This window comes from Donghicola mangrovi, from assembly GCF_013377535.1.
In the GTDB taxonomy this organism is placed as follows: Bacteria; Pseudomonadota; Alphaproteobacteria; order Rhodobacterales; family Rhodobacteraceae; genus Donghicola; species Donghicola mangrovi.
Map to the genome: position 1 here is coordinate 139,804 of NZ_JABCJE010000005.1, position 21,312 is coordinate 161,115.

A 21,312-nucleotide genomic window follows, 5' to 3' on the forward strand; every position below is an offset into this window, starting at 1 on the left:
GTGCAATCTGGGCGCAGTGTTACTGGGGATTTAGAATGAAAAGGCTCTTTGCGGCTGCCACCGTATGTCTTGTGTATTCGGGGTCTGTCATGGCGCAGACTCCTGTTAACTTTCCGCCGTCCGATTTTCAGGGCCGTCAGTTCGTAGACAACAAGGGCTGCGCCTTTATCCGCGTGGGCGTTGGCCCGACCGTGGACTGGGTGCCCCGCGTCACCCGCGACCGTCAGCAGGTCTGTGGGTTGCAGCCGACGTTCCGCACGCCGACCCAAACGGTCGAGGCGCCCAAGGCCCCCGTGCCGACCCCCGCGCCGGTGATCACGCCCAAGCCGACCCCTGCGCCCGCGGCCAAAACCGCCACCAAAGTGGCCGAGCCCGCTCCGGCCCCTGTGGCCAAGGCCGCGCCGGTCGTCAAAGCGCCCGCCAAGCAGAAGGTCGCCGTGGCCGCGCCGGTGAAAAAGCGCACCACCACCGCCAAGCCGATGGAAACCGTCGCAAGCAAGATCGTGCGCCCCACCGCGCAGGCCAAAACCGCTGCCAAGGCCGCTGTGCTGGCCCCGACCGCGGTGACTTCGGCCCAGCCCGTGGCCAAGACCCGTCCGGTCACCGCTCAGCCCGCGCCTGCTGCGACCGCCAGCGTCTGCCCCGGCCGTACCGGCGTCAGTGCGCGCTATACCAACAAAGAAGGCGTCCGTTGCGGTCCCCAGTCCGCGTCGCCCGTCTCGATCATCAGCGTCGGTGCTGCCAACCAGCCGCTGCCCAAGCCGCCCGCCGGTTACAAGCAGGTCTGGAAAGATGATCGCCTGAACCCCTATCGCGGTCCCCGCACCGCCGAAGGGAACGTGCAGTCCGATCAGGTTTGGGACACCCAGACCCCGCGCAGCCTGCGCCCCGGCGGAGAGGCCCAGCGCGTTGCTGTCGTGACCCCGCAGGCCACCGCTCCGGTGACCACGTCGGCAGGGATGGGCAGCTATGTGCAGGTTGGCACGTTCTCGGTGAACGGGAATGCGCAGCGCACCGCCCAACGGTTCCAGAGCGCGGGCTACCCCGTGCGCTTGCTGACCACCCGTTCGGGCCAGCAGATCGTTCTGGTCGGTGCCGCCAATGGTGCGGGACTCCAGCAGACGCTGAACGCTGCCCGCAAGGCAGGCTTCAGCGACGCGTTCATTCGCTAAAACGGGGCCAGTGCGCTTAGCGCTGGCAGATCCCCTGAATACTGATCCAGTCCCCATCGCTTAGCAGCGGTGGGGGCAGGGTATCGGCAAAGGGGTCATTCACGATCAGCGGCCCCACGACAGACCCGCTCGGGTCCAATTCGCGGGCATAGGGCGTGCTGGGAACGCCCTTTTCCTTGAACAGCGCCAGAATGTCCTGCGTTTCCACGATCTCGGGGGATTGGGACAGGATTTTCTCGGCATAGCTGTCGAGCGCGCCGTTGGGCAGGCTGCCGGTCGTCAGGAACTGGATCACCGCCAACAGGCTGCTCTGGGCCAGAACCTCGGCCAAGGGGTCGTGATTGCCCGCTCGCAGCCCTTCGACCAGCGCAAAGCCCGCCAGCACGTTCGCGTCCTCGTAGTTTTCCACCAAAGAGCGGTTCAGCAGGATCGTCCCGCCGGGCAGGTGAAACGCCTTGCGCGGCCCGCCAGACATCACCATCAGCTTGCGGCGCTCTTCGGCGGGGAACAGCTTGCCCCCCAGACGCGCCAGCGCCGGAGAGCCCAGATTATCGCGGCATTCGGGGCCGGTGATCCGCGTGACGCGGTTGATCAGCGCCAGACCGATTTCGGCCCGTTTGACGGGGGGCACAACCTCGACCGCGTGTTGGCGCAGGGCATCAGGCAGCCAGAACGTCCCGACCCCGATCAGAAGCGCGGTCATCGTGCCCATCAGGCCCCAACGCAGGCGGCCTTGCTTGGGGCGGGCACGATTGATCGCGGCGCGCAACTTCTCGATGGCTTCGATCATGACGGCTTCGTCGCCGCCGATCTCCAGCGTTTCCGTGGGGTCACCGTCCGGATGGTATAGCGCAGGCAACACACCGGGATTGGCCCGTTCGACCGCCGGAATGGCCCAGTGGGTCAGGGGGCGGCTTTTCATGTCCATGATGACGATGGTCGAATCCCCCAGTGACACAACGACATTACGCCTCTGGGCATCTGGCTGTTCCCGCCAAACCCCCAGCGCCTCTAATCGCTGATATCCCTTGAGTGCTGTCATCTATGCCCGTATTTTTCTATTTTCCAAGCGATAGCACGGGTTACAGAGTCCCGTCCATGCTGGTCATCCTGCCTTTGACCATCCCTTTGATACGAAGCCCTTGTCGCCAGACTTCCAAGAAGCTGCAAGGGCTCTGCACCTTCTTCCTGGTTCAAATATCCAAAAAAGCCGCCCCGATCAGGGGGCGGCTTTGTGATGGGCGATGTCTCGCCGGGATTTGTGCAATCACAATGCCTTAGGCGGCAAAGCTTTGGCCGTCGCCATACGCCTTGTAGAAGCTGCCGTTCTTGTCCGCCATTTTGCGCAACAGGGCAGGGCATTCAAAGCGGGGGCCGTGCTTTTCTGTCAGGTCATCGCAGACCGCTTCGGCAAAGGGCGCGCCGATGATGTCCAGCCAGCTGAACGGCCCGCCCGACCAAGGCGCAAAGCCCCAGCCAAGGATCGCGCCCACGTCGCCTTCGCGGATGTCCTCCAGCACGCCCTCTTCGAACGCGCGGACGGCCTCCAGAACCTGCGCCATCAGCAGACGATGCTGGACCTCGTGCAGATCGGGCTGTTCGTCCGCATGGGGGTATTTCGCCGCCAGACCGTCCCACAGACCGGTACGCTTGCCCTTTTCGTCATAGGCATAGAAACCGGCGGCGGCTTTGCGGCCCAAACGGCCTTCGTCCGCCAGCCAGAACAGCACTTCGTCCACATCGTCGTTGGTGTACTCAGCCCCCATCGCGGCCTTGGTCGCCTTGGCGATCTTGACCCCCAGATCGATCGAGGTCTCGTCCGTCAGCTGAAGCGGGCCCAAGGGCATCCCGACCAGCTTGGCGGCGTTCTCGATCAGGGCGGGGCTGACGCCCTCGTGCACCATGCGGATGCCTTCGTTGATGTAGGGGATGATGCAGCGGTTCGCGTAGAAGAAGCGCGCGTCATTCACCACGATCGGCGTTTTGCGGATCTGGCGCACGTAGTCCAGCGCCTTGGCCACAGCCACATCGCCGGTCTTTTGACCTTTGATGATCTCGACCAGCATCATCTTCTCGACGGGGCTAAAGAAGTGGATGCCGATGTATTTCTCGGGGCGCTTCGACGCCTTGGCCAGTTCCGAAATCGGCAGGGTCGAGGTGTTGGTGGCAAAGATGCAGTCCTCTCCGATCACAGCTTCGACCTGAGCGGTCACTTCGGCCTTGATGGCGGGGTCTTCGAACACGGCCTCGATGATCAGATCACAGCCTGCCAGCGCCTGATAGTCGGTGGTGGCGGTGATGCGGGACAGCACCTGCTCTTTCTTCTCGGGGGTCGCCTTTTTCTTGGCGATGCCGGCGTCCATGTATTTGGCGGTGTAATCGCGGCCCTTATCGGCAGCGGCCTGATCGCGGTCCAAGAGAACCACGTCAATCCCCGCCTGAGCGGACACCAGAGCGATGCCAGCCCCCATCATGCCCGCGCCAAGTACGCCGACTTTCTGGACCTTCTGGTCGGCCACGTCGGGACGGTTCGCGCCCTTTTCCAGTTTTTCCTTGTTGATGAACAGCGACCGGATCATCGCGCCCGAGCTGGGGTTCATAAGGACGTGGGTGAACCAGCGGGCCTCGATCTTCAGCGCGGTGTCAAAGGGCACCATGGCCCCTTCGTAGACCGCCGAGAGCAGCGCCTTGGCCGCCGGATAGACGCCCTTGGTGTTGCCGTTGACCATCGCCGAAGCGCCGACAAAGGTCATGAAGCCCGCAGGGTGATAGGGCGCGCCGCCGGGCATCTTGTAGCCCTTGTCGTCCCAAGGTTTCACGATGTCCTTGTCCGTCGCAGACAGCACCCAAGCGCGGGCGTCTGCCATCGGATCGGCGCTGACCTCGTCGATCACACCCAGCATCTTGGCCTTCTTGGGGGCGTTCAGTTTGCCTTCCAGCAGCAGGGGGGCCGCCGCCATCGCGCCCATCTTGCGGACCAGACGGGTGGTGCCACCCGCGCCGGGGAAGATGCCGACCATGATCTCGGGCAGGCCGATCTTGGCCTTGTCGTTGTCCGCGGCAAAGATGCGATGGCACGACAGAGGCAGCTCGAGGCCGATCCCCAGCGCGGTGCCGGGCAGAACGGCGGCCACAGGCTTGCCGCCCTTGTTGGTCTTGGGGTCCATGCCCGCGCGTTCGATTTTGCGCAGCAGACCGTGCATGTTCATGATGCCGTCGAACAGGCCCTGAGCGGGGTTGTCGCCCGCGCTGTCCTTCATCTTGGCGATGATGTTCAGGTCCATGCCGCCAGCGAACGTGTCCTTGCCGCTGGTGATGATGATGCCCGTCACAGCCTCGTCGGCCAGCGCGTCGTCCACCAGATCGTTCAGCGCTGCCAGACCTTCTAGCGACAGCACGTTCATCGACTTTTCTTTGACGTCCCAAGTGATCGTTGCGATCCCTTCGGCGTCTTTAACCATAGTGAAATCGGTCATTTCGAATTCCTCCTCGCAGGTCTGACGCCCGCTTAAACCCGTTCGATGATGGTGGCTGCGCCCATGCCGCTGGCAACGCAGAGGGTGGCAAGGCCGGTGCTTTTGCCCGTCCGCTCCAACTCGTCCAAGAGGGTGCCGATGATGATTGCGCCCGAGGCCCCCAGTGGGTGGCCCATCGCAATCGCGCCGCCGTTCACGTTCAGCTTGTCATGGTCCACGTTGAAGCGCTGCATAAAGCGCAGGACCACGGCGCTGAACGCCTCGTTTACCTCGAACAGGTCAATGTCGCTGATCGACATGCCGCTCTCGCTCAGGATCTTTTCGGTGACGGGCACGGGGCCGGTCAGCATAATGGTGGGATCGGTGCCGATCTTTGCGGTCGCGCGGATCACGGCGCGGGGCTTCAGCCCGTGACGTTCGCCGAACTCCTTGGAGCCGACCAGAACGCCCGCCGCCCCATCCACAATGCCAGAGCTGTTGCCCGCGTGGTGGATGTGGTTGATCCGCTCAAGATGAGGGTACTTCATCAGGGCGATCTTGTCGAAACCGGGCATAACCTCGCCCTGATCCTTAAAGCTCGCCTTGAGCGCACCAAGGGCCTGCATGTCGGTGCCGGGGCGCATGTATTCGTCGCGGTCCAGAATGGTCAGGCCGTTCACATCGCGCACAGGCACGATGGATTTGTCGAACCGTCCGGCGGCCCAAGCCTCGGCGGCGCGGCGCTGGGATTCCACGGCAAAGGCATCGGCGTCATCGCGGCTGAACCCGTATTCGGTGGCGATGATGTCCGCCGCAATGCCCTGCGGGACAAAGTAGTGATCCATGGCCACGGTCGGATCGACCGCCACTGCCGCGCCATCGCTGCCCATGGCAACGCGGCTCATCATCTCGACGCCGCCTGCGATATAGGCGTGGCCCGAGCCGCCCTTGATCTGGTTGGCCGCCAGATTGACCGCCTCCATGCCGGACGCACAGAAGCGGTTGATCGACAGACCAGGCACGTTCTCGGCCAGATCAGAGGCCATCACTGTGGTCCGCGCCAAGCAGCCGCCCTGTTCCATGACTTGGGTTGCGTTGCCCCAGATCACGTCCTCGAACTCGTCACCTGCCAGATCCGAACGCTCTTTGAGTGAGTTCAGGATCGTTGCGCCCATACGGACGGCGGTAACCTCGTGCAGGCTGCCATCCTTGCGGCCCTTGCCGCGCGGGGTGCGCACTGCGTCATAGATAAAGGCGTCAGCCATCTGCCTCTCCTCCTGGTCAGATATTCTTGGGTTCAGGCCCGGTCCGACGGATTGCCGGGCATGAGGTCATAAGGGTGTTTCCAGCCGGGCAGGGCGCTGATGCGGTCCAGCCAGGCGTTGATGTGGGGCCATTCGGCGCGGTCAAAGCCGAACTCCTCGGGGTAGAACAGATAGCCGCAGCAGGTCAGATCAGCGTTGGTCACGTTGTCCCCGACGATCCAGTCGCGGCCCTCTAGGTGTTTGTCGAGAATGGCATAAGCGCCCTTGAGGCGACCTTGCAGGAAGGCGATCACCTCGGGCTGGAGCTTGTCCTCTGGGATGAAGTTCAGCAGGAACCGCGCGATCCCGGCAAAGGACGAGAGCTTGTGGTTGTCCCAGAACTGCCAGCGCAAAACCTCGCGCGCTTCCTCGGGCGTGGCGCCCCCGAACTTGCCGGTCTTGTCGCTGATGTACTGCTGGATGACAGCTGACTGGGTCAGCTTGGTCTCGCCGTCCACCAGAACCGGTGCCTCGCCCATCTCGTTCACTTCGGTGCGGTAGGCCTGCCCGCGGGTCTCGCCGTTAAAGAAGTCGATATAGACAGGCTCCCACTCCAGACCGGACAGCTCAAGGGCCAGCGCGACCTTGTAGGAATGTCCACTCTCTCCGAAACAGTGCAGCTTGATCGTCATCTCTAAATTCCTTTTCCGGTTCTGGCCGATGGGGTCCAACAGTTGAGTATTTGAAGCAAAAAGAAGCCTAAAACCTCTCTCCGGATAATCGGCGTTTAACCAGAATCACCAAAGTTTGATCTCGCGGTACAGGCTGGGGAGCCGATGACCGCCCAAGGTGAAGCTCCGCTCTGGATGTCCCGTAGTCGCGCCGTGCGACCCGATCCGGGGCGGAGTAACACCCTGTCCTTCAGCTTGGTAAAAATACCCTCCCGCCGAAGGCGTTCCGACATTTCCACCAGTCCAACCCTCACCGTTTCCGCGCCTCGAGTTCCGAGTTGAACAGACGCAAGCGATGGGGAAAGCGTTCCTCGTGCATCACGCTGTCGAAGTTCTCGAAAATGAACGACAGGGCTTCCCCTTCGTCCAGTCCCGCCTCTTGGGCAAAACGCTTCAGGCGGCGGTAGCCGTCCTCGGTCATGGCCACGGGAAAGCGGCGGGTCAGGCGCAAACGTTTGGGCATTGGTACCTCTTCTTGATCAGTAACAGGGTCGGACGGACCGGCCCCTTTTCTGTGGCTGATCAGAAGTTGGCCGCGTCCAGCGTCATCACCGTATCAGCGCCAGTCTCAATACGCGACAGGTGCAGTGCGGTGGCGGGCAGTTGGCGCGCCATGTAGAACCGGCCGGTCTCGATCTTGGTCTGATAGAACTCAGGATCCGAGGTGCCGTTTTCCAGCGCGGCATAGGACGCCTGCGCCATTTTCGCCCACATCAGGCCCTGACACACGTGCCCGAACAGGTGCATGAAGTCATAGCTGCCCGACAGCGCGTTGTGCGGGTTTTTCATGCCGTTCTGCATGAAGTACATGCCCGCCGCTTGCAGGTCCTTGCTGGCCTTTTTCAGGGGATCAAGGAAGTTGGCCTTCAGTGCCTCGTTGCCCTCGTTTTCTTTGATGTAGGTTTTCACCATGTCAAAGAATGCCATGATGGTCTTGCCGCCGTTCATCGCCAGCTTGCGACCCACGAGGTCCAGCGACTGGATGCCGTTCGTGCCTTCGTAGATCATGGTGATACGGGCATCGCGGACGAACTGTTCCAGACCCCATTCCTTGGTAAAGCCTGAACCGCCGAGGGTTTGCTGCGCCAGAACAGTGGTGTCGAAGCCTTTGTCGGTCAGGAAGCCTTTGATCACGGGGGTCAGCAGGGACACCATCGCTTCGGCGTCCGCGTCGTTCTTGCGGTGGCCGGCGTCGATCATATTCGCGCCCCAGAAGGTGAACGCGCGCGCCCCTTCGACAAAGCTTTTCTGCATCAACAGGTTCCGGCGCACGTCGGGGTGTACGATGATCGGATCGGCGGGGCCATCGGGGTTCTGCACGCCTTTGACTTCGCGGCCTTGCAGGCGCTCGCGGGCAAAGCCCAGTGCGTTCTGGTAGGCGACCGCGCCTTGGGCATAGCCCTGCAGGCCGACCCCCAGACGGGCTTCGTTCATCATGGTGAACATGGCGCGCATGCCTTTGTGTAGCTCGCCGATCAGATAGCCGGTCGCGCCATCATAGTTCATCACGCAGGTGGCGTTGCCGTGGATGCCCATCTTGTGCTCGAGGCCGCCGCAGCTGACCGCGTTGCGGTTCCCCAGCGAGCCATCCTCGTTCACCATGAACTTGGGCACGATGAACAAGGAAATACCCTTGGTGCCTTCGCCGCCGCCGGGGGCTTTGGCCAGAACCAGATGGATGATGTTGTCAGTCAGGTCGTGTTCGCCTGCCGAAATCCAGATTTTCGATCCGGTGATCTTGTAGCTGCCGTCGTCCTGAGGCTCTGCCTTGGTGCGGATCAGGCCCAGATCGGTGCCGCAGTGGGGCTCGGTCAGGTTCATGGTGCCGGACCATTTGCCCTCGATCATGTTGGGCAAGTACTTGGCTTTCTGATCGGGCGAGCCGTGGGTCTGGATCGCCGAGATCGCGCCGTGGCTCAGGCCCTGATACATGTTGAACGCCATGTTCGCGGAAACGAACATCTCGCCTACCGCGGATTGCACCAGATAGGGCATGCCCTGACCGCCGTATTCGGGATCGCAGTCCAGCCCGATCCAGCCGCCTGCACACATCTGGTCATAGGCGTCCTTGAACCCGTCAGGGGTGGTCACAACGCCGTTCTCCAGCTTGCAGCCCTGTTCGTCGCCCACCTTGTTCAGGGGGGCCAGAACGTTTTCCGACAGCTTGGCAGCTTCGTCCAGAATGGCTTGGGTGGTGTCACGGTCCAGTTCGTCATAGCCGGGGATGTCCGAACTGGCGACGTTCAGAACATCGTGCAGGATGAACTGCATGTCCTTAACCGGAGCGGTGTAGGTGGGCATTGGTCTCTCTCCCTTGGGTCGCGGCGGATTACTCGGCCGCTTTGTTCGTCTGCTTGAGGGACGAGATCACTTTCTCGGCCCATTTCAGCTGGTCCTTCAGATCTTCGATCGCCTCGGTCAGCTCGTCGCGCTGCTGCTCCATCGAGCGCAGGCGTTCCAGACCGACCTCGTGGGTACGGGTCAGCTGGGTCAACTGCTGGTCGCCCATGTGGTACAGGTCCAGAAGCTGGCGGATTTCCTCGAGGCTGAAGCCAAACCGCTTGCCGCGCAGGATCAGCTTGAGCCGTGCGCGGTCGCGTTTGGTGAACAGACGTTTTTGTCCGTCACGGATGGGAAAGATGAGCTCTTTGGCTTCGTAAAAGCGAAGCGTCCGAGGCGTTACATCATAGGCCTCGCACATTTCGCGGATGGTCATGATGCGTTCATCCATGACGTGGTCTCCCGTAGTGTCGTGTGCACCAGAATTAGGCTTCTGGCACATCCATACTACAGGAGTTGACGTTTACGTAAATGGTACGTCACGTCAACTTGTCGTGTGACGGAGGGTCACTTTTGAACTAATCGGTTCAGTTTTTATTCGTCCAGCGCCGCCTGCACATCGTCACGTAGTTTGCGCAGCTCGGTGATAGCGATTTCCAGTTGTGCCTTCTGGTCGGCCAGTTCCCCAAGCTGGCGGTCGGCCATCACGATCCATGCTTCCATCTGGGCGGTGGTGCCCTCTTTTTCATAGATCAGCAGCCACTGACGGATTTCTTCCAGTTGGAACCCGAACCGTCGGCCGCGCAGAATCAGCGTCATCCGGGCCACATCGCGCGATGAATAATAGCGCGAGCGGCCCACGCGCTCGGGTGCGATCAATTCTATGTATTCGTAATAACGCAGCGTCCGTGGCGTGACATCGAACTTGGCGCACATCTCCTTGAAACTCAGGCGTGTGTCGGTCATTTGGCCCCCCTACTTGCCTCGCGCGGAGCCTAGGGCGAACGGTGACGTAGGGCAACTGTCACCCTTTACTGACGCGGCGGGATTCTTTCTTATCTGCACAGAGTTAAGGAGTAAGCGACATGAGCGCGGACAAGGCAAAGATCGCGGCGCAGTTCATACAGGCGATTCCCCATTCGCGGGCACTGGGAATGAAGCTGGTCGAGATCGGAGACGGCGAGGCTGTCATCGAGATGCCCTATGACACACGGCTGATCGGGGACCCCGATACGGGCGTGATTCACGGTGGGGCGGTCAGCGCCCTGATGGACACCTGCAGCGGGGCCGCCGTCATGAGCCACCCTGATGCGCCGGCCTCGACCGCGACAATTGATCTGCGAATCGACTACATGCGCGCGGCAACGCCCGGCCAGACGATCCGTACCCGAGCCTACTGTTACCACGTGACCCGCAGTGTTGCCTTTGTCCGCGCCGAAGCCGTGGACGAAGACACCAGCCGCCCTGTCGCCACCGCCACCGGTGCCTTTACCTTCGAGAGGTCGAAATGAGCCGTCCCCGTCCCGAGCCCGTACAGGTGGTCAAACAGCGGCGCGACGCGGCATTGGCTGCGCTGGTTGCCCGAGTGCCCTATATCCAGTTCCTGAACATCACGTGGGACCGCCGCGGCGATGAACTGACCGCCGTGATGAATTTCGACGAACGCCTGATCGGCAACCCGATGCTGCCTGCGCTGCACGGCGGGGCCACGGCCGCCTTTCTGGAAACTGCCGCGATAATCGAGCTGAGCTGGCAGATGATCTGGCCCCTCATCGAAGGCGGCGAGGCCGAGCTGCCCGCCCTGCGCCTGCCCAAGACCATCGACTTCACCGTGGATTACCTGCGTTCCGGCCTGCCGCGCGACGCCTATGCCCGCGCGCGGGTGAACCGCTCGGGCCGCCGCTATGCCAGCGTTCACGTCGAGGCATGGCAAGATAACCGCGACAAGTTGTTCGCGCAGGCCACCGGCCACTTCATGATGCCCCAACAAAATGACTGAAGCGCGGGCCCCTCGGGCGGTCACCCACCGAAGGGTCCTGAAAATCGCGCTGCCGATCGTGCTGTCCAACGCCACCGTCCCGATCTTGGGTGCGGTGGACACGGGCGTTGTCGGCCAGTTGGGGCAAGCCGCCCCGATCGGCGCGGTCGGCATCGGGGCGGTGATCCTAACCACGGTCTACTGGATCTTCGGGTTCCTGCGCATGGGCACCTCGGGCTTTGTCTCGCAGGCCGAGGGGGCAGGGGACCGCGCTGAAATCGCCGCCCTGCTGACCCGCGTTCTGATGATCGGCCTTTTGGCAGGGGGCGCGCTGATCGCGCTGCAGGTCCCGATCTTTAACGCCGGTTTCGCCCTGTCCCCCGCCTCGGACGAGGTCGAGGCACTGGCCCGCCAATACATGTCCATCCGCATCTGGTCCGCGCCCGCGCCGATTGCCCTTTACGGGATCACCGGCTGGCTGGTCGCCCAAGAAAGAACGCGGGGCGTTCTGGTGATCCAGATATTGATGAACGGCACCAACATGCTGCTCGATGTCTGGTTCGTGCTGGGGCTGGGCTGGGGCGTCCAAGGGGTGGCCTTTGCCACGGTGCTGTCGGAACTGGTGGGTCTGGCCACCGGCCTGTGGCTGTGCCGCGCGGCGTTCAAAGTACCTGCATGGCGCGACTGGCCGCGGGTCTTTGACATCACTCGCTTGCGCCAGATGGCGCTGGTGAACAGCGACATCCTGCTGCGGTCCCTGATGCTGCAGGCGATCTTCACCGGCTTTCTGTTTCTCAGCGCCCGTTTCGGGGATACCGCTCTGGCCGCCAATCAAGTCCTGCTGCAATTCCTCAGCATCACGGCCTATGCGCTCGACGGGTTTGCCTTTGCCGCCGAGGCTATCGTGGGCCAAGCCATGGGTGCGCGCAGCCCCCATCTTCTGCGGCGCGGAGCAATCCTCACGTCGCTCTGGGCAGGCGGATCAGCCCTCGTGATGGCGCTGACCTTTGCGCTGGCAGGGGGCGCGATCATCGACCTGATGACCACCGCCCCCGATGTCCGAGACGCCGCCCGAAGCTACCTTCCATGGATGGTTGCCTCTCCGATCCTCGGGATTGCAGCGTGGATGTTCGATGGCATCTTCATCGGGGCAACCCGCTCGCAGGATATGCGCAACATGATGGCGGTCAGCTTTGTGATCTACGTGGCCTGCGTCCTGACGCTGGTGCCGACGTTCCAGAACCACGGCCTTTGGCTGGCCTTTAACATTTCGTTCGTGGCCCGCGGCATCACCCTTGGCCTCCGCTATCCGGCGCTCGAAAGGTCTGCCGCCTGAGTCCCCCGTTTCTTCTTGCCCAAATACTCAAAAAATCAGGCCGCCCCCGCTAGGGGACGGCCCAACTAAAACTGTGCGCGGGGAACCCGCGCCCCGCTGAACCTTACTTCGCGCTGATGCGGCCGTCGGTATAGGGGGTGTAGGGCGCGTGCGCGGCCAGATATTCCGCCGTCACGTCTGCCAGATCGGGGCCAAAGTCATAGGCGTTCTGCGCATCGCGGAACATCTTGTACCCGTCGCCGCCATTGCGAACGTAGTTGTTCGACACAACGCCATATGTTGCCGCCGGATCAATCGCCGCATCGCCAACCTTCACGTCGCTCACGCGCTTGCCCGGCTCTGCCGCAGCATCAAAGACAAAGCTCATGCCCGCGATCTGGGGGAAGCGGCCGCCGCCTTCCTCGATCTGGCTGACGCCGTTTTCCAGCGCGTCGATGATATGCTGGCCGGTCACCTGAAAGGTCGACAGCGTGTTCTGGAAGGGCAGCACGGTCAGCACTTCGCCCATGGTCACGTCACCAGCGTCGATGCTGGCACGCACGCCGCCACCGTTCTGGATGGCGATCTGGATGCCTTGATCCTTGACGCGGTCCAGCATGGCGTCGGCCACAAGGTTGCCCATCTGGCATTCCTTGGCGCGGCAGGAATTGCGATCCCCGTCGATGGCTTCGGAGCTGGCAGCAACGACCTTGTTGCGGATCTCTTCCAGCGGTTTGGCCGCTTCGGCGATACGGGCAACGGTGGCCTCATCTTCGGTCACGGCGGCGTCCATGATGATCGGCGCGCCAGCGGCTTCTTTGATGTTGCCCTCGTCGTCGAACACGATGTTCAGCTCGCCAAGGAATTTACCATAGGCATAGGCCGACAGGATCTGGGTGCCGTTGACCACAGTGGGATAGGGGCCTTCGGCGCCTTCCATGTCACCCAAGAGGGTGTTGGTGTGGCCGCCAACGATCACGTCAACGCCGGTGGTTTCCGCCGCAACGCGCTTGTCCACGGCATAGCCCGAATGGGACAGTACGATGATCTTGTTCACGCCCTCGGCGGTCAACTTGTCAACCTCGCCCTGAACGGCATCCACCGGATCGGTAAAGATCACCTTGTCACCGGGCGAGGACAGCTCGTCGGTGTCCTGCGGGGTCAGGCCGATCAGACCGATCTTCTGGCCATTGCGCTCGATCACGGTGGACTTCTTCAGCTTGTCCTTCAGCGCGGGCTCCATCGAGACGTCGGCGTTCGACATCAGAACGGGGAACTGCACGGCATCCATGAAACCGGCCAGCACTTCGGGGCCATCGTCGAATTCGTGGTTGCCGACGGTCATGCCGTCATAGCCGAGCTTGTTCATCATCTCGGCAGCCAGCTTGCCCTTGTAATAGGTATAGAACAGGGTGCCCTGGAACTGGTCGCCACCGTCGAACAGAACGGTGTTGTCGTGACGGGCGCGGGCATCCGCGATGGCCGTCACCAGACGCGCGCTGCCGCCAAAGCATTCGCCAGCTGCGTTGTCCTCGGCGGGGCAACCGCTGTCATACTTGCTGATCGGCTCGAAACGGGCGTGGAAGTCGTTGGTGTGCAGGATGGTCAGCGCATAGTCGGCGCTGGCTGCCGAAGCGGCCAGGGCCAGTGCAGCGCAGGTGCTGAACAGACGGATCATCGGGAAACCTTTCTTTCGACTCAGTGCAATGCACAGATGCTAAGGGCAGTAACTTGAATCTGACGACAGGTTTGTGAACTTGACGTGGGGGCGGCGTCACGCCATCACGACGATATGCTGATTTACAAGATCTTTCGGGCCCACGAATGGGCATTGCTGGAAACCCAAGGTGACACGACCGGTGCGCCGGTAGACGTGGCTGACGGGTATATCCATTTCTCGACCGCTGCTCAGGCCGCCGAAACCGCGGCCAAGCATTTCACGACCGAGGATGGCCTCGTCCTGCTGGCCGTCGATACGGACCGCATCGACGGGAACCTGCGGTGGGAGCCCTCGCGCGGGGGTGCCCTGTTTCCCCATCTTTACCGCGAGCTGCGCCTGAGCGATGTGCTCTGGCACAAGCCTCTGCCTCTGGGTCCCCAGGGTCACATCTTTCCCGAGGATATGAAATGAAACTGCTCGAACAGATCGGGATGCGCGCCATCCGCTCCTTTGATCCGGAAACCGCCCATGGTCTGGCGCTCAAGGCGCTGACCTCCGGTCTGGCCCCGCGCCCCGGTGCGGTCAAATCCCCCCGCCTCGCGACAGAGCTGGCAGGGCTGAAACTGCCGAACCCCTTGGGTCTGGCCGCCGGTTTTGACAAGAACGCCGTGGCGCTGCACCCCTTGGCCAAAGTGGGCTTCGGTTTCCTCGAGGTTGGCGCGATTACCCCCCGCGCACAGCCCGGCAATGCCCGCCCGCGCCTGTTCCGCCTAGAAGAGGATTTGGGCGTCATCAACCGCTTTGGCTTCAACAACGAAGGCATGGTAGTGGCGGCTGAACGTCTGGCGCAGCGTCCCCGTGATGTGGTGATCGGCCTGAACCTTGGCGCGAACAAGGACAGCGACGACCGCGCGGGCGACTATGCCAAGGTGCTGACCAAATGCGGCGCCCATCTGGATTTCGCGACCGTCAACGTCAGCTCGCCCAACACCGAAAAGTTGCGCGATCTCCAAGGCCGCGAGGCCCTGACCGCGCTCCTGAATGGCGTGATGGCGGCGAACAGCGAACTAGATCGCCCGATCCCGATCTTCCTGAAAATCGCCCCCGATCTGGATCACGACGCCTTGGCCGAAATCGCCGAGGTTGCCCTGCAAACTGGCCTGTCGGCGATCATCGCCACCAACACGACCCTGTCCCGCGATGGCCTCAAGAGCAAACACAAGGGCGAAATGGGCGGTCTGTCCGGCCAGCCCGTGTTCGAGAAATCCACCCGCGTTCTGGCGCAGCTGTCGAAACTGACCCAAGGCCAGATCCCCTTGGTCGGTGTTGGCGGTATTGGCAGCGCCGATCAGGCCTATGCCAAAATCCGCGCGGGTGCGTCCGCCCTGCAGATCTACTCGGCGCTGGTCTATGGCGGCCTGTCGCTGGTCGAAGAGATCCTCAAAGGGCTCGACGAACGTCTGCTGCGCGACGGCTTTGCCAATGTGGCGCAGGCAGTGGGGTCGGGCCGCGGCGACTGGCTCTGACCTTTGACGGGTGCGCTGGCTTTGGCCCGCGCTATATTGAGTATTTGAACAAAGAAGATGGAGAGGGCGCTTTTCGGCTTCTCCTTGCAAAAATACTCAATCTTGGCAGGCTGAAGCCGCGATACGATAAAGGGAAGCGCCATGTGTGGACGTTTTGCGATTACGCTGCCCGTTCAGGCCATGGCCCATATGTTCGAGGCGACCGCTGGCAACGACCTGCCAGAGGTACCCAACTTCAACGTCTGCCCGACCAATGACGTGCACACGACTATTGCGGGGGCAGGGCGGCGGTTGATGGCCATGCGTTGGGGCTTCATCCCCAGTTGGTACAAGTCTCCGTCGGACGGCCCCCTGCTGATCAACGCGCGGGCCGAAACGATTGCCGAGAAGCCCGCGTTCCGAGAGGCTTGCCGCCAGCGGCGCTGCATCATCCCAGCCACGGGTTTTTACGAATGGACCAAGGACGCCGAGGGCAAACGTCATCCTTGGTATATCCGCCGGCGCGATGAAGTGCCTTTGGCCTTTGCCGGTATCTGGCAGGATTGGGACAACGGCGAAACCCAAGCGCGGACCTGCGCCATCGTAACCTGCGGGGCGAACACCGCCATGAGCGCGATCCACCACCGGATGCCGGTGATCCTGTCCCCCGATGATTTCGGTCTGTGGCTTGGCGAACAGGGGCACGGTGCCGCCCGATTGATGCGTCCCGCCCCCGAGGCCGCGCTGGTCTGGCATCGCGTTGATCCCAAAGTGAATTCCAATCGTGCAGAAGGACCGGAATTGATCGAGCCGATCGCTTGACCTTGCCGGAAAGTTGCATTACGTCTCTGCCCACTACGCGGGTGTTGTGTAGTGGTAAGACCTTAGCCTTCCAAGCTAATGACGCGGGTTCGATTCCCGCCACCCGCTCCAGAAAATCCTGACATTGCTGGCAAATCGGTGACCGCGGCTTGGGCTGCGTCAAACCTTTGCTTGACCGCATAGCGCGGCGCGGCCATGTAACCCCCGAACCTCCGGAGGACCCATGGCACGAGCTCCTGTTTTGAACGCACAGCAAGCGGAACGCGAGAAATCCAAACGCGTGGGCGCATTGCGTGCACTGTTCCCGTTTATCGCTCCTTACAAGGGGCTCGCGGCGTTTGCTTTTATGGCGCTGGTGCTGACCGCGTCGATTTCGCTGATGTTGCCCTTGGCCGTGCGCCGCGTGGTCGACAACTTCGGGGCCCAGGACGGCGGGATGCTGAACCTTTATTTCAGCGCCGCGCTGGTGCTGGCGGGTTTGCTGGCCGTGGGGACCGCGCTGCGTTACGCGCTGGTGACCCGCCTTGGCGAGCGGGTGGTTGCCGATATCCGCACGGCTGTTTTCGGCCGCATGGTCGGGATGAGCCCCGCATTCTACGAAAACATCATGACCGGCGAAGTTCTGAGCCGCATCACCACGGATACCACGCTGATCCTGTCGGTGATCGGGTCCTCGATCAGTGTGGCTCTGCGGAACGTGTTGATCCTGCTGGGTGGTCTGGGGCTGATGCTCATGACCTCGGCCAAGTTGACGGCGCTGGTGCTGCTGATCGTGCCGCTGGTGCTGGTGCCGATCCTGACGCTGGGCCGCAAGCTGCGCGTCCTGAGCCGCGAGAATCAGGACTGGATTGCGACCAGTTCGGGCGAGGCGTCCGAAGTGCTGCTGTCCGTTCAGACCGTTCAGGCCTTTACCGCCGAAACCGCCAGCCGTGACCATTTCGGCGAGGTGACCGAGAAATCCTATGACGCCGCCAGCCGCCGGATCACGACGCGTTCGTTCATGACCGCGATCGTGATTTTCCTCGTGTTTGCGGGGGTCGTGGGTGTGCTGTGGATCGGTGCGCTGGACGTGCGGGCAGGGGATATGTCTGCCGGTGCGCTGGTGCAGTTCGTGATCTACTCGGTGATGGTTGCGGGCTCTGTCGGCGCCCTGTCCGAAATCTGGAGCGAGCTTCAGCGCGCCGCCGGTGCCACCGAACGTCTGGTCGAGTTGCTGCACGCCGATGACGCGGTGGTCGATCCCGTACAGCCTGCCGCGCTGCCTCAGCCCGTTAAGGGCGAGATCACGCTGGACCATGTCAGTTTTATCTACCCCGCGCGCCCCGATGCGCCTGCGCTGCGTGACCTGACCCTGCACGTGCAGGCGGGCGAGACTGTGGCGCTGGTCGGCCCCTCGGGCGCGGGCAAATCCACGGTGATCCAGCTGCTGGAACGCTTCTATGACCCGACCGAGGGCAAGGTTCTGCTGGACGGCGTGGCGCTGGATACCCTGAGCCGGGATGCCTTCCGTCGCCACATGGCGCTGGTGCCCCAAGATCCGGTGATCTTTGCCGCTTCGGCCCGTGAAAACATCCGCTTTGGCCGCCCCGGCGCAACCGATGCCGAGGTCGAGGCCGCCGCACAGGCCGCCGCTGCGCACGATTTCATCAGCGCACTGCCCGAAGGCTACGACACCTATGTGGGCGAGCGCGGCGTGATGCTGTCTGGTGGTCAGAAGCAGCGCATCGCCATCGCCCGCGCGATTCTGCGCGACGCCCCCGTGCTGCTGCTGGACGAAGCGACCAGCGCACTTGACGCCGAATCCGAACGCTTGGTGCAGGCCGCCGTGGACGAGCTGTCGAAAAACCGGACGACCATCGTTGTGGCCCACCGCCTTGCAACCGTTAAAAAAGCTGACAGAATCGTTGTTCTGGACGAAGGCCGGATTGTTGCGCAGGGCACCCATAATCAGCTGGTCGCCGAGGATGGTCTCTATGCAAAACTGGCGCGTTTGCAATTTACCGACGGCTTTGCGGGCTGAAAATAACGCTACGGCGCAAACCTGCCATCTTTCGTTGGGTAAGCCTTGCGCCTTTCGGGCGCACCGCTCAAATTCAAAGGCGGGAGAATAAAAACCTGCGCCAAGCAGGTTAGGGAGGAAGCATGCCTTTTGCGTCTTATGCCGATCGTGCTGCGATCGAAAAGGAAATGACGTGGGCGGAACGAGACGCGCCCAAAACGATGTACAAACTGCTGGCCCGTGCCAAAGACCAATTCGGGTCGCGGCCTGCGGTCAGCTTCCAGTTGACCTCGAGCCCCGAAGACCGGGGCGAGACGCTGACCTGGCGGCAAGTGCATGAAAAGGCAACGCAAACGGCCAACCTGCTGCGCAGCCTCGGGATCGGCCCGAATGACACGGTGGCCTATCTGCTGCCGAACACCACCGAAACCGTGATGGCGCTGCTTGGCGGCTCGATTGCGGGGATTGTGAACCCGATCAACCCGCTGCTCGAGGCCGAGCAAATCTCGGCCATCCTGCGGGAAACCAACGCCAAGGTGCTGATCACCCTGCGCGCTTTCCCCAAGACCGACATCGCCCACAAGGCGGCCGAAGCCGTGCGCTTTGCCCCCAATGTGCACACGGTTCTAGAGGTTGACCTGCTGCGCTATCTGACGCCGCCCAAATCGTGGATCGTCCCGTTGATCCGCCCCAAGGCGCCGGATTACGCCCACGCGGACGTCAAAAACTTTGCCAAAGAAGTGGCCCGCCAGAACACCGTTCTGGATTTCGAAGATCCCGATGTGGATCGCGTGGCGGCTTATTTCCACACCGGCGGCACCACGGGGATGCCCAAGGTCGCGCAGCACCTTTATTCGGGGATGATCTACAACGGTTGGCTGGGGGCGCGGCTGCTGTTCTCGCCCGATGACAATGTGATCTGCCCGCTGCCGCTGTTCCACGTGTTTGCGGTGCACCCGATCCTGATGTCGATGATTTCCAGCGGCGCGCACGTAATCTTCCCGACCCCTGCCGGCTATCGCGGCGAGGGGGTGTTCGACAACTTCTGGAAGCTGGTCGAGCGTTGGAAGGTCACGTTCATGATCACCGTCCCCACAGCGGTTTCCGCGCTGATGCAGCGGCCCGTGGATGCGGATATCTCGACCCTGAAGACGGCATTCTCGGGCTCGGCCCCCATGCCGCTGGAACTGTTCCGCCGCTTTGAATCGGCCTGCGGCGTGGCGATCTGCGAGGGGTATGGTCTGACCGAGGCGACCTGTCTGGTCTCGATCAACCCGCCTGCGGGGGAAAAGCGTGTGGGCTCGGTCGGTATTCCGTTCCCCTATTCTGACGTGCGCATCCTGCGCAACACGGCGGACGGCCCCGTGGCCTGCGGCGTGGACGAGGTCGGCGAGATTTGCGTGGCCAACCCCGGTGTCTATGCGGGCTCGACCTATACCGAGACCGACAAGAACAAGGACCTGTTCCACAACGGCACCTATCTGCGGACGGGCGATCTGGGGCGGATGGATGCGGATGGTTATCTGTGGATCACCGGCCGCGCCAAGGACCTGATCATTCGCGGCGGCCACAATATCGACCCCGCCGAGATCGAAGAAGCCCTGCTGACCCACCCCGCCGTGGCCTTTGCCGGTGCGATCGGCCAGCCGGACGCGCACTCGGGCGAGGTGCCCTGCGCCTATGTCGAACTGGTCAAAGGGGGCGAGGTGTCCACGGACGAGCTGATGGCGCATGCACGCAAGCATATCCACGAGCGCGCGGCCTATCCGAAGTATCTGGAGGTTCTGCCGGAACTGCCGAAAACCGCCGTGGGCAAGGTCTTCAAACCCGACCTGCGCAAGAGCGCGATCAAGCGCATCTATACCGAGGCTCTGGCGGGCACCGGCGCCGAGGTGGTCGAAGTGATCGACGACAAGAAGCTGGGTCTGACCGCCCGCCTGTCGCGGGGCCCCTCTACCGATGAGGCCGCCGTGCAGACCGTTCTGTCGGCGCACACGCGGCCTTGGCAGTGGATCGACTGAATGGGGAAGGGGGCGCATGACAGCGCCCCTTTTTCGTTACTGCGCGGTGTAGCCGCCATCGACCAGATGGTACGATCCGGTGATAAAGCTGGCCTGATCCGACAGCAGATAGGCGACCAGAGTGGCGACCTCGGACGGGTCAGCCAGACGCTGCAGGGCGTGTTTCTGGGCCAGTGCGGTTTGGGTCTGGGCATCCAGCGTCTTGTCCACCAGCGGCGTGTGCACGAAGCCCGGCCCGACGGCTGTAACGCGGATGTTGTCTGTCGCGTGTTCAAGCGCGGCGGATTTGGTCAACCCGACCACCCCGTGTTTCGCGGCCACATAGGCGGACGAACCCGCAATCCCCACCGATCCCAGAATCGAGGCGATGTTCACAATCGCGCCGCCGCCAGTTTTCTTCATCTCGGGAATCGCGAATCGCATCCCCAGGAAGACCCCGATCAGATTCACGTCGATGACTTTTCTGAAACTGTCGGTGGGATAGTCCCCGACCGGCGCGTTCGCCCCGCCGATTCCCGCGTTATTCACCAGATAATCGAGTCGGCCCGTTTTCTCGGTCGCGAATCGAATCATCTTTTTCACTGATTCTTCGTCACTCACATCCACCGTGGTCGCCAGAGAATCGCCGTTCAGGGACTCGGCGGCCTCGTCTGCTTTGGTCTGGTCCAGATCGGCGACAATGACCTTGGCGCCTGAGGCGGCCAGTTCCTGCGCGATGGCGTACCCGATGCCAGAGGCGGCACCCGTGACGATGGCGGTTTTACCGGAAAAATCGATATTCATAATCAGCTCCTTTCACCGCAAAACTGTGCGGTTAGGGCTGATTTGGGGCCGATTTTCGCCAAAGGAACCGCAGATCGCGAACGCGTGTGTGTGCCACTGCATACCAAGCGGCGCAGAAAGGCACGGAACCAAAACGGCAAATGCACAGCACTTGGCTAAGGCAGATTTTCTAGCGATCTGGGGAAGTTAGATGGTGCTGCAGGGGAGGATTGAACTCCCGACCTCTCCCTTACCAAGGGAGTGCTCTACCACTGAGCTACTGCAGCATCCTGTGCTGAAAGGTCTGTCTGATCAGTGACTTAGCTGGTTCGTTTCCGATCCGTCTGCCGTGTCGCTGTGTCAGCGCC

The 21,312-nt window shown here is 62.2% G+C and carries 19 protein-coding genes and 2 tRNA genes; 10 read left to right on the plus strand and 11 right to left on the minus strand.

All coding sequences use genetic code 11. The annotated features are described in order from the left end of the window. The first annotated feature begins 89 nt into the window (after window positions 1-89). The gene (locus HJ536_RS12545; protein WP_177157964.1) at window positions 90-1,172 is read left to right on the plus strand and encodes an SPOR domain-containing protein; all 1,083 of its coding nucleotides are present in this window, start codon (window positions 90-92) and stop codon (window positions 1,170-1,172) included. Window positions 1,173-1,188: 16 nt separating this feature from the next. Here the strand turns inward: HJ536_RS12545 and HJ536_RS12550 are convergent, their stop codons facing one another. The 8 genes from HJ536_RS12550 to HJ536_RS12585 form a co-directional block, all read right to left on the minus strand. Then, the gene (locus HJ536_RS12550) at window positions 1,189-2,214 is read right to left on the minus strand and encodes a hypothetical protein (protein ID WP_177157965.1); all 1,026 of its coding nucleotides are present in this window, start codon (window positions 2,212-2,214) and stop codon (window positions 1,189-1,191) included. 235 nt (window positions 2,215-2,449) lie between these two features. Then, the gene (locus tag HJ536_RS12555; protein WP_177157966.1) at window positions 2,450-4,648 is read right to left on the minus strand and encodes a 3-hydroxyacyl-CoA dehydrogenase NAD-binding domain-containing protein; all 2,199 of its coding nucleotides are present in this window, start codon (window positions 4,646-4,648) and stop codon (window positions 2,450-2,452) included. A gap of 32 nt (window positions 4,649-4,680) precedes the next feature. After that, a complete protein-coding gene (locus HJ536_RS12560) occupies window positions 4,681-5,892 on the minus strand; it encodes an acetyl-CoA C-acetyltransferase (RefSeq protein ID WP_177157967.1) in 1,212 nt (403 codons plus the stop codon). Between the two features lie 32 nt (window positions 5,893-5,924). Beyond that, window positions 5,925-6,563, minus strand: a complete 639-nt coding sequence (locus HJ536_RS12565) for a glutathione S-transferase family protein (RefSeq protein WP_177157968.1) — start codon at window positions 6,561-6,563, stop codon at window positions 5,925-5,927. Between the two features lie 289 nt (window positions 6,564-6,852). Next, on the minus strand, window positions 6,853-7,065 hold the full coding sequence (locus tag HJ536_RS12570) for a hypothetical protein (protein WP_176855013.1): 213 nt from the start codon (window positions 7,063-7,065) through the stop codon (window positions 6,853-6,855). A gap of 59 nt (window positions 7,066-7,124) precedes the next feature. Then, window positions 7,125-8,903 (minus strand): acyl-CoA dehydrogenase C-terminal domain-containing protein, encoded by a 1,779-nt coding sequence (locus HJ536_RS12575; RefSeq protein WP_177157969.1) that lies wholly within the window; start codon window positions 8,901-8,903, stop codon window positions 7,125-7,127. A 28-nt stretch (window positions 8,904-8,931) separates the two neighbouring features. Then, complete coding sequence (locus HJ536_RS12580) at window positions 8,932-9,333, minus strand: MerR family transcriptional regulator (RefSeq protein ID WP_176855015.1); 402 nt, start codon at window positions 9,331-9,333, stop codon at window positions 8,932-8,934. Between the two features lie 143 nt (window positions 9,334-9,476). Next, a complete protein-coding gene (locus HJ536_RS12585) occupies window positions 9,477-9,848 on the minus strand; it encodes a MerR family transcriptional regulator (RefSeq protein ID WP_176855016.1) in 372 nt (123 codons plus the stop codon). Window positions 9,849-9,967: 119 nt separating this feature from the next. On the opposite strand from HJ536_RS12585, the gene HJ536_RS12590 reads away from it, so the two are divergent. From HJ536_RS12590 to HJ536_RS12600, 3 genes are read left to right on the plus strand one after another with little or no spacing between them, the layout of a single operon-like run. Then, window positions 9,968-10,393 (plus strand): PaaI family thioesterase, encoded by a 426-nt coding sequence (locus HJ536_RS12590; protein WP_177157970.1) that lies wholly within the window; start codon window positions 9,968-9,970, stop codon window positions 10,391-10,393. Continuing rightward, window positions 10,390-10,881, plus strand: a complete 492-nt coding sequence (locus HJ536_RS12595; protein ID WP_177157971.1) for a PaaI family thioesterase — start codon at window positions 10,390-10,392, stop codon at window positions 10,879-10,881. Before HJ536_RS12590 ends, HJ536_RS12595 begins: the two co-directional genes overlap by 4 nt. Then, window positions 10,874-12,196: an MATE family efflux transporter gene (locus HJ536_RS12600; RefSeq protein ID WP_177157972.1), complete on the plus strand. Its 1,323-nt coding sequence runs from the start codon at window positions 10,874-10,876 to the stop codon at window positions 12,194-12,196. The genes HJ536_RS12595 and HJ536_RS12600 overlap by 8 nt, the downstream gene beginning before the upstream one ends. A 103-nt stretch (window positions 12,197-12,299) precedes the next feature. Here HJ536_RS12600 and HJ536_RS12605 read toward each other — a convergent pair whose 3' ends face one another. After that, on the minus strand, window positions 12,300-13,853 hold the full coding sequence (locus tag HJ536_RS12605; protein WP_177157973.1) for a bifunctional metallophosphatase/5'-nucleotidase: 1,554 nt from the start codon (window positions 13,851-13,853) through the stop codon (window positions 12,300-12,302). Between the two features lie 114 nt (window positions 13,854-13,967). On the opposite strand from HJ536_RS12605, the gene HJ536_RS12610 reads away from it, so the two are divergent. The 6 genes from HJ536_RS12610 to HJ536_RS12635 all read left to right on the plus strand — a co-directional run bounded on the left by HJ536_RS12610 (window position 13,968) and on the right by HJ536_RS12635 (window position 20,182). Next, window positions 13,968-14,306, plus strand: coding sequence for a DUF952 domain-containing protein (locus HJ536_RS12610; RefSeq protein WP_176855021.1), 339 nt, complete (start codon window positions 13,968-13,970; stop codon window positions 14,304-14,306). Next, the gene (locus HJ536_RS12615) at window positions 14,303-15,361 is read left to right on the plus strand and encodes a quinone-dependent dihydroorotate dehydrogenase (protein ID WP_177157974.1); all 1,059 of its coding nucleotides are present in this window, start codon (window positions 14,303-14,305) and stop codon (window positions 15,359-15,361) included. The genes HJ536_RS12610 and HJ536_RS12615 overlap by 4 nt, the downstream gene beginning before the upstream one ends. A 141-nt stretch (window positions 15,362-15,502) precedes the next feature. Continuing rightward, the gene (locus HJ536_RS12620; RefSeq protein ID WP_177157975.1) at window positions 15,503-16,162 is read left to right on the plus strand and encodes an SOS response-associated peptidase; all 660 of its coding nucleotides are present in this window, start codon (window positions 15,503-15,505) and stop codon (window positions 16,160-16,162) included. Between the two features lie 37 nt (window positions 16,163-16,199). Then, window positions 16,200-16,273 (plus strand) — tRNA-Gly (locus HJ536_RS12625). A 112-nt stretch (window positions 16,274-16,385) separates the two neighbouring features. Then, a complete protein-coding gene (locus HJ536_RS12630) occupies window positions 16,386-18,182 on the plus strand; it encodes an ABC transporter transmembrane domain-containing protein (protein WP_177157976.1) in 1,797 nt (598 codons plus the stop codon). A gap of 122 nt (window positions 18,183-18,304) precedes the next feature. Beyond that, complete coding sequence (locus HJ536_RS12635; RefSeq protein ID WP_177157977.1) at window positions 18,305-20,182, plus strand: acyl-CoA synthetase; 1,878 nt, start codon at window positions 18,305-18,307, stop codon at window positions 20,180-20,182. A 36-nt stretch (window positions 20,183-20,218) separates the two neighbouring features. On the opposite strand, the gene HJ536_RS12640 is transcribed toward HJ536_RS12635, so the two are convergent. Further along, window positions 20,219-20,965, minus strand: coding sequence for an SDR family NAD(P)-dependent oxidoreductase (locus HJ536_RS12640; protein ID WP_177157978.1), 747 nt, complete (start codon window positions 20,963-20,965; stop codon window positions 20,219-20,221). A 191-nt stretch (window positions 20,966-21,156) separates the two neighbouring features. Next, a tRNA-Thr gene (locus tag HJ536_RS12645) sits at window positions 21,157-21,231 on the minus strand. Window positions 21,232-21,312 lie beyond the last annotated feature (81 nt).

Excerpts from the sequence above, each read along its gene's own strand:
- HJ536_RS12545 (WP_177157964.1), top strand. The coding sequence starts at position 90 with ATGGCGCAGACTCCTGTTAACTTTCCGCCGTCCGATTTTCAGGGCCGT.
- HJ536_RS12550 (WP_177157965.1), bottom strand. The coding sequence starts at position 2,214 with ATGACAGCACTCAAGGGATATCAGCGATTAGAGGCGCTGGGGGTTTGG.
- HJ536_RS12555 (WP_177157966.1), bottom strand. The coding sequence starts at position 4,648 with ATGACCGATTTCACTATGGTTAAAGACGCCGAAGGGATCGCAACGATC.
- HJ536_RS12560 (WP_177157967.1), bottom strand. The coding sequence starts at position 5,892 with ATGGCTGACGCCTTTATCTATGACGCAGTGCGCACCCCGCGCGGCAAG.
- HJ536_RS12565 (WP_177157968.1), bottom strand. The coding sequence starts at position 6,563 with ATGACGATCAAGCTGCACTGTTTCGGAGAGAGTGGACATTCCTACAAG.
- HJ536_RS12570 (WP_176855013.1), bottom strand. The coding sequence starts at position 7,065 with ATGCCCAAACGTTTGCGCCTGACCCGCCGCTTTCCCGTGGCCATGACC.
- HJ536_RS12575 (WP_177157969.1), bottom strand. The coding sequence starts at position 8,903 with ATGCCCACCTACACCGCTCCGGTTAAGGACATGCAGTTCATCCTGCAC.
- HJ536_RS12580 (WP_176855015.1), bottom strand. The coding sequence starts at position 9,333 with ATGGATGAACGCATCATGACCATCCGCGAAATGTGCGAGGCCTATGAT.
- HJ536_RS12585 (WP_176855016.1), bottom strand. The coding sequence starts at position 9,848 with ATGACCGACACACGCCTGAGTTTCAAGGAGATGTGCGCCAAGTTCGAT.
- HJ536_RS12590 (WP_177157970.1), top strand. The coding sequence starts at position 9,968 with ATGAGCGCGGACAAGGCAAAGATCGCGGCGCAGTTCATACAGGCGATT.
- HJ536_RS12595 (WP_177157971.1), top strand. The coding sequence starts at position 10,390 with ATGAGCCGTCCCCGTCCCGAGCCCGTACAGGTGGTCAAACAGCGGCGC.
- HJ536_RS12600 (WP_177157972.1), top strand. The coding sequence starts at position 10,874 with ATGACTGAAGCGCGGGCCCCTCGGGCGGTCACCCACCGAAGGGTCCTG.
- HJ536_RS12605 (WP_177157973.1), bottom strand. The coding sequence starts at position 13,853 with ATGATCCGTCTGTTCAGCACCTGCGCTGCACTGGCCCTGGCCGCTTCG.
- HJ536_RS12610 (WP_176855021.1), top strand. The coding sequence starts at position 13,968 with ATGCTGATTTACAAGATCTTTCGGGCCCACGAATGGGCATTGCTGGAA.
- HJ536_RS12615 (WP_177157974.1), top strand. The coding sequence starts at position 14,303 with ATGAAACTGCTCGAACAGATCGGGATGCGCGCCATCCGCTCCTTTGAT.
- HJ536_RS12620 (WP_177157975.1), top strand. The coding sequence starts at position 15,503 with ATGTGTGGACGTTTTGCGATTACGCTGCCCGTTCAGGCCATGGCCCAT.
- HJ536_RS12630 (WP_177157976.1), top strand. The coding sequence starts at position 16,386 with ATGGCACGAGCTCCTGTTTTGAACGCACAGCAAGCGGAACGCGAGAAA.
- HJ536_RS12635 (WP_177157977.1), top strand. The coding sequence starts at position 18,305 with ATGCCTTTTGCGTCTTATGCCGATCGTGCTGCGATCGAAAAGGAAATG.
- HJ536_RS12640 (WP_177157978.1), bottom strand. The coding sequence starts at position 20,965 with ATGAATATCGATTTTTCCGGTAAAACCGCCATCGTCACGGGTGCCGCC.